The organism is Deltaproteobacteria bacterium (assembly GCA_018668695.1).
Lineage (GTDB): Bacteria > Myxococcota > XYA12-FULL-58-9 > XYA12-FULL-58-9 > JABJBS01 > JABJBS01.
Genome location: JABJBS010000382.1, coordinates 23115 through 29491, shown reverse-complemented (window position 1 = coordinate 29491; position 6377 = coordinate 23115). Strand labels below are relative to the sequence as shown.

The window sequence follows — 6377 nt, the reverse complement described above, 5'->3', positions numbered from 1 at the left end:
GTAAGCAAGTGGACATTCCCTACGCCACAAGACGGCAAAGTAACGATTTACTCTCCCTACGTTTTAAACCCAATGGCTGGCTAATCCCCCTAAATCTAGCTGGTAAAGAGAAGAGAGGCCTTAGGGCCTCTTTTTTTTGGCAATGGCGCTCTTTCATTGACGCCGGTTGTCTAGCATCGTATCGCAAGTGGTCACTGCTGATTTTATATAGATGATACTGGGAAGGAAGAGTGGCCGGATATGCTGGAATCGCAATTATGGATTCTTTTTTCAGCCTCGTTTATGTCGGCTACGTTTTTGCCCGGAGCGTCTGAAGTTAATATTGTTCATTTGGTGCAAGAAGGACAATTCCCCACGACCATTCTGGTTGGCGTTGCGACCGCGGGTAACACGCTCGGTGGTTTGACGAATTACCTCGTTGGTTTTTTTGCGGCTCGAGGAGTTAGACTCCGTTATTTTGAGCGTGAGAACTTACAAAAATCATTGGATAAAATTCGCAGGTATGGCGCACTCTCTCTGCTCTTTGCTTGGCTGCCCATCGTAGGGGATCCGTTGTGTCTTGCTGCGGGCTACCTCAAGGTAAACTGGTGGCATTGCACCATCTGCATGGCCATTGGAAAGTTGGTTCGGTACGTGGCTTTAATCTTGATGGTCGCGCAGCTGCGTTAGCGTGTCGTAGCAGGTCTTCTCGTTGCTCTAATTTTTAACGCCGTAATTGGGCACATAGAGTTTTTCGATTGTGTCTCGCACTTCTTGGATGAGCTTGTCCCGGTCTTCTAGCCCAAGGCCTTGGGTTGGAATGGGTTTACCGACTCTGAGGAGAAGGTCGCCCGGGGTGATATGGGTGGAGCGCGCTGGAATAATTCGATTGGTGCCGCTTACGGCAACAGGCAGTACTGGCACGCCAGCCTTGATCGCTAGAACAGCGCCGCCTTTTTTAAAAGGAAGGAACGCTTCAGTGGGCGCGCGCGTTCCCTCTGGGAAGATTAAAATATTTTTTCCACTCGCCACTTGTCGAGCAACATCATCGAGAACATTGTAATCTTTTTTATTCCCAGTCCGGCTCACGGCAACACACCCTATGCCGCGCATACCTGCAGCGAACATAGGTATCTTCATGAGTTCTTTTTTAACGATAAAGCCAAATAAAAAGGGCAAACCTTCAATGAGGAGAGGCGTATCAACATGGGACCGGTGATTACTCATGATGATGTAAGGGCCCCGGCCATCGATATGTTCGAGGCCTTCCACTTTAAACTTTGCACCGGTAATGAGGAGCATGCCTCTGGACCACCACCGTGATACCCATCGAGCTGCCCGATACCGAAGGTCGTGACTACCAAATCGGGTGATATTGGTGACGAAGACCACCATCATGGTTGCTAATACTAGCCAGACATTCAGTATTTGTTTTCTAGGTATACTCAAAATTTAATGCCTTCTGCAGGCCAACCGAACGCCTGTAAATATACAAGGGCAAGAGTGTTTGTGATGGATGCCTCATGAGAGCGAGCACTAGCGTTATGTCACAGAATTGTCAAAGCATCCCAGCCCTTGGGTAAGGAATCAGTCACATCCATGGTCAATGTTGACCCCGTGATTTGCTTTCTCGGCCGTATTTGTAGACGCCTTGAGAAGATACTTTTCAACCTTGTCCCAAGTCAAAAAGTGGTAAGCCCTTTTTATAACTCATGATTGTTGTCGGGTGAGCTGTTGGCTCATTAGGCTATGCGATATCGGCTGACCTTTTTAATATCGCTTTATTTAACAGGGCTAACGTGGCAACCTCTGTTGGCGTTGACCTGTAGCTTAGGCTTGATAAGTGGTTAAGAGCTTGGTGGGGCTCGTGAAAGTGCTTTACCCGGTGCAAATAACAAAAGAGAGAGATTTATCTATGGCATTTCCCAAGCCGTTTTATCGTTGGAGACCTCACCCTTGGCATGGCCTGGAAGCGGGAGAGGACGCGCCACGGATTGTTACGGCATACATTGAAGTCACTCCCTTTGATTCAGTGAAGTACGAAGTAGATAAGGCGACAGGGTACATACAAGTTGACCGGCCGCACCGTACTTCGTCGCAGCCTCCAGCACTTTATGGGTTTGTACCGAAAACGTATTGCGGTCAAAGGGTTAAGGCTCTCTCACCTAAGGCTGAACGAGGTGATGGCGACCCTCTCGATATTTGTGTATTGAGCGAGCGTCCTATTGACCGTTCTGATATTTTGGTCAACGCCACTGTGATTGGCGGCCTACAGATGGTCGACCATGGCGAGGCAGACGATAAGATTATCGCGGTCATTAAAGGCGACCATATTTGGCGCGATGCGGCGGATATTGGGGACGTACCGAATGTCCTTATCGAGCGCTTAAAGCATTATTTCGAGACTTATAAGCTTCGTGATTCCGATGATGAGAGTCCGGTGTCCATTGAAGGAATTTACGGCTATGACCATGCCGCACGCGTGATTCAAGCCTCTTTGGCCGATTACGCGGAAGAGTATGGTGAGTAGTAAAGAAGCTGTTCAGTTTATTCGCGACTCACTAGACGATGCTTTGATTTTCGGTACTGCGCGATTTCGCAACCGCAGAGATTGCATCTCGAAAATCCCAGTTCAGGGTCGACAGTAACATATATAGCTTTTTACTCATCACATAGATACGAGTCGGCGTTTCGCTGACAACATCGGCGCACGTCGGTAAGCCGGAAAGAATAGAGAGTTCGCCAAAGAAGGATCCTGAACCGATTTTTTGTATTGCTTGGCCTGGTTTAAACAGCTTTCGGTTAATCTCGATTTGTAGGGAGCCTCGGTCGATGAAAAATAGCCCTAATCCAGACTCATTTTGCTTCACGATTCGTGACCGTTCTTCAAAGCGCCAGAGTTGAATTTGTCTCATAATGGCATCGATTTTACCAACCTCAAGACCGTGAAAAAGCCTCGTCGATCGAACAATGCTGTTAAGCCTTACGAAATCCTCGTCAGTAGGCCTCAGCTGAGAACCACCTCGTAATTTGAGTCTTCTCATAAGTACACTGCTAACCGGGGCGGCTTCGATCAATTCGTCGCTGAGTGATTCCAGTGAAAGACCCAGTTCAAAGCCATCGTCACCAGGTTGGTAAGAGTCGACTGCGCGGCTGTTTCCGGAGGTCTCGATGGTAACGGTATTTTCGGCTTGTCTATTTTCTTGCAGGGTCTGAACAAACTCGCGGAAGGCTGAATCTTTATCTTGGAGAAACTTAAAAAGACCCGCGCTTCCAACAAAAACGAAAGCCTCTTCATCAGCCCTAATCGTAGCATTGGCCGGCTGGTTCAAGAGGAGAGACATTTCTCCGAAGATAGCGCCGGGGAAGAGCTGGCCGAGCTCTAATGTTTTACGTAGAATCCCACGATTATAAACAACCGGTAGGCTGCCCTCGTAGACAATGAAAAAGGCTTCGTTCTTCTTGCCTTGCTGGATAAGGGTATCGCCCACTTTAACTTCATGAAGTTCAAATTTAGCGCATATGGAGTCGAGCAGAGGGCCCGGAATATTCTCGAATAGCTCTGACTCGAGTAATAACTTTTTAAGCCGTTTGATGTCGATTTCGGTGAGTGGACATTTTGAATTTAAAACTTCGCCATCATCTAATGTATTCATTTTCATGCGGCTTTGAGCCTCTGGGGGTATCTCCCAATAACCAGAGTTGGGTTCGCGCTCGGTTAGATTGAAGCTATTAGAGGGCAGTAACTCCCTGGTGCCTGTAACCAGAAGGGTTGAGGGTTTGGCCTGCTTCATCAAGCTCTCAATGGCCATACCGCGGACTCTTGGATCAAGCTGCCCCAAGGTTCGCCTGAAGAAAATGATGTCGAAATCATAAGGCATCTCAGTAGCTCGCAGAACATTCTGAACCTGAAATGTGGTTCGTTTTTGGATTGCCTTATTCACGCTCCAAAAGCCGTCTGACGATTGCTCGAAGTATTTATGTCGTAATTTTTCTGGAAGGCCTTGTTGTACTTCTTGCGAACTATATTTCCCAGCTTTAGCTTGCGCGATGGCTTGACGAGATACGTCGGTTCCAATGATCTGGATGTCCCAGTCTTGAAGTTCAGGCATGGCAACATCAAGCATGATGGCTATGCTGTAGACCTCTTGACCGGGGCCACAGCTGGCACACCAGAATCGCAATGTATGGTCCTTAGAATGGTCGACGGTGAGGCTGGGCAGTACGCTGCACCTTAAGTATCGATAGGTGGAATAGGGTATGAAAAAACTCGACCGAGTATCAAGGAGCGCCTCTCGTATTTGTTGGCAAAGTTTTCCCTGAGGGTTCTGACTGAGCCCTTCTTGGATGAGGTCCTCAAGCGACGTGTCTAACTCTTGGGCCAAACCCTGTAGGCTCTTAAGTCCCCAGCTTACAGGAACCCCTCGTGGGTGGAGACCTTCGGAAAGCAGCAGGCGGGTTGTAAGTGCTAACCAGCTCTCAGGGGTTACGACATCAGACATGTCATCAGTCTATCCTGACTTGTCTCCCTTATCACTACTAACATTTTAGTTGATGGTTAAATGGAGCTTACCGGAGGAAATTGTGGTCTTCAATTTGGATAGAAACCATACGGAGACGGGTTCTATGTGTTTGATAGTGTTGGTTATTGTAGTCTTCTTGTGGGGCGGGCGCTCTCTGGTTTCAGATGGCGAAAAGTCATTGGATAAAAGAGATGAGGACTGCCTCTAGTACATATCCCAAAGAACTTTGCTTAAGTATGGACGCCGGGTTTCACCTGTCGCGACCATTAAAAGTTTTGTTATTTTGAGATTCTTGGGGTCACTCAATAGCAAAATAATAAGTTCCTGCAGGTAGTGCGTGTCTAGAGTGATGTAGTTGTCGGTGCCTATGCCTTGCCGGACACTTTTTTGTTCCCACCAAGAAAAAGGGTGATCTTTGTAATCCGGTAGACTCGTTGTGAGCCTTTGGTTGGAAGAGGGAAGCGATGTGATACTCACACCCTTATCAATCATTCGGTTGAGAACATCATGTTGGTAGCGCTCTACTTCGCGTGCGGCATAGAATTTTACTCGCGAAAACTCTCGAACTTCTTCCGCATTAAGGGTGATGCCCGACATGATTTTTCGAAAGACCTCTCGATGTTCTTTCCAGTCCATATCTTTAAGCTCGCGAGCCTCGAGGCAATCTTGCTGAAGGCTTTGCCCTCTGCGATTCCACTTAAGCACACGTTGCAGGATACTGTGAAAGTAGTAGTTCGGATTAATTCCCAAACTGAGTCCATGCTCGAGAGTATCGATGTGCCAAATGTTCATGGCGTTATCAACGGCCTGAATACCGTAGCGTAAAATGTTCCAGGTTTCTCCATGGTGGCTTCGGATGTGAAAGCCATTTTCATGGAGTTTACGAAAGCCCGGTTGCATTTCTATAAAGTCTTGCTTTCGGTAGAGGTCTCTTTCGTTACCCACCGTATCCACATCGGTTAAACTTGTTTTAAGCTGAGGGTAACGCTCAAGCAGGTCGAGTACCAAGTTAACCTGCTGCATAAAGTGCTCGGCTTTGCATTCGAAATTTTCCGAATCCCAAAACCCTGGTTCCTTCCGGATACAGGGTGAAAGCGTGAAGTCAAAGCTAGGCACTTCAGCCTGAAAGGCGGCAAATCCATCATGAAGCCCTAGCACAACGTCTTCAGGGGTAAGCGATCCTATACCCGGAATTTGCTCCGATACCGTCTGCGTAATTCGTGAAAGAGTAAATTTTAAACGTATATAGCCTACGTTATAAAGCCGGTATTGCTCGCTGGCCATATGATAAGCAGCGTCTCGGTGGTCCTCTCGAGTTCGAAGCACCAACTTACCAGGAAGAAGAATTTCGAGGTAGCGGTCGAAGCGTTGGTTTGGCTGAAGGCGCAGCATCGCGTCTAGGTCCTCTAAGGTGCTTAGAGTGTCGGCTGCGGGACCATACACAACCCGCAGTTTATCGCGGTAGAGTTCGCCATCCGGTCCGTTAAGAAGCAATTCGAGACGCGGGAATATAAACTCGGCACTTAAACTGCCCGTAAGGTGGATGTGCTCTTCTCGGTATGGGATTGGGAAAGCCTGAAAGAATCGCATGAGCCCACGAGCAACCGGGTGGGCGATTAGTTTCTCGATGGCAATGTCGTCTTCTTGGAAGGCCCCAAGCATATGCCGGAATTCTACAAAATAAGCATAGATTGCAGGATCGGCCTGAATCAGATCCGATACACATGCTAACTCGAGTGTCTCATCGAGGGTAATGCCATTGGTATCTCGTATGATTCGCGTGAGGTGTGTGGTGATGGCCTCGAGGGTTTCTTCCTGGACGGTCGGTGGATTGACGTGTTTTTCGGTAACGAGCTGCATACACCTATCTTAAAC

5 protein-coding genes are annotated in these 6377 nt (G+C 48.0%); 2 read left to right on the top strand and 3 right to left on the bottom strand.

What is annotated here, in order from left to right; genetic code table 11:
- The first annotated feature begins 240 nt into the window (after positions 1-240).
- A complete protein-coding gene (locus HOK28_22310; protein ID MBT6435841.1) occupies positions 241-669 on the top strand; it encodes a DedA family protein in 429 nt (142 codons plus the stop codon).
- Between the two features lie 27 nt (positions 670-696).
- On the opposite strand, the gene HOK28_22305 is transcribed toward HOK28_22310, so the two are convergent.
- Positions 697-1377, bottom strand: coding sequence for a 1-acyl-sn-glycerol-3-phosphate acyltransferase (locus tag HOK28_22305; GenBank protein MBT6435840.1), 681 nt, complete (start codon positions 1375-1377; stop codon positions 697-699).
- Positions 1378-1894: 517 nt separating this feature from the next.
- On the opposite strand from HOK28_22305, the gene HOK28_22300 reads away from it, so the two are divergent.
- The gene (locus HOK28_22300) at positions 1895-2509 is read left to right on the top strand and encodes an inorganic pyrophosphatase (protein ID MBT6435839.1); all 615 of its coding nucleotides are present in this window, start codon (positions 1895-1897) and stop codon (positions 2507-2509) included.
- Between the two features lie 31 nt (positions 2510-2540).
- Here HOK28_22300 and HOK28_22295 read toward each other — a convergent pair whose 3' ends face one another.
- Positions 2541-4481, bottom strand: a complete 1941-nt coding sequence (locus HOK28_22295; GenBank protein MBT6435838.1) for a cyclic nucleotide-binding domain-containing protein — start codon at positions 4479-4481, stop codon at positions 2541-2543.
- 225 nt (positions 4482-4706) lie between these two features.
- Entirely contained in the window at positions 4707-6299 is a 1593-nt protein-coding gene (locus HOK28_22290; protein MBT6435837.1) for a hypothetical protein, read from the bottom strand.
- Positions 6300-6377: the final 78 nt, after the last annotated feature.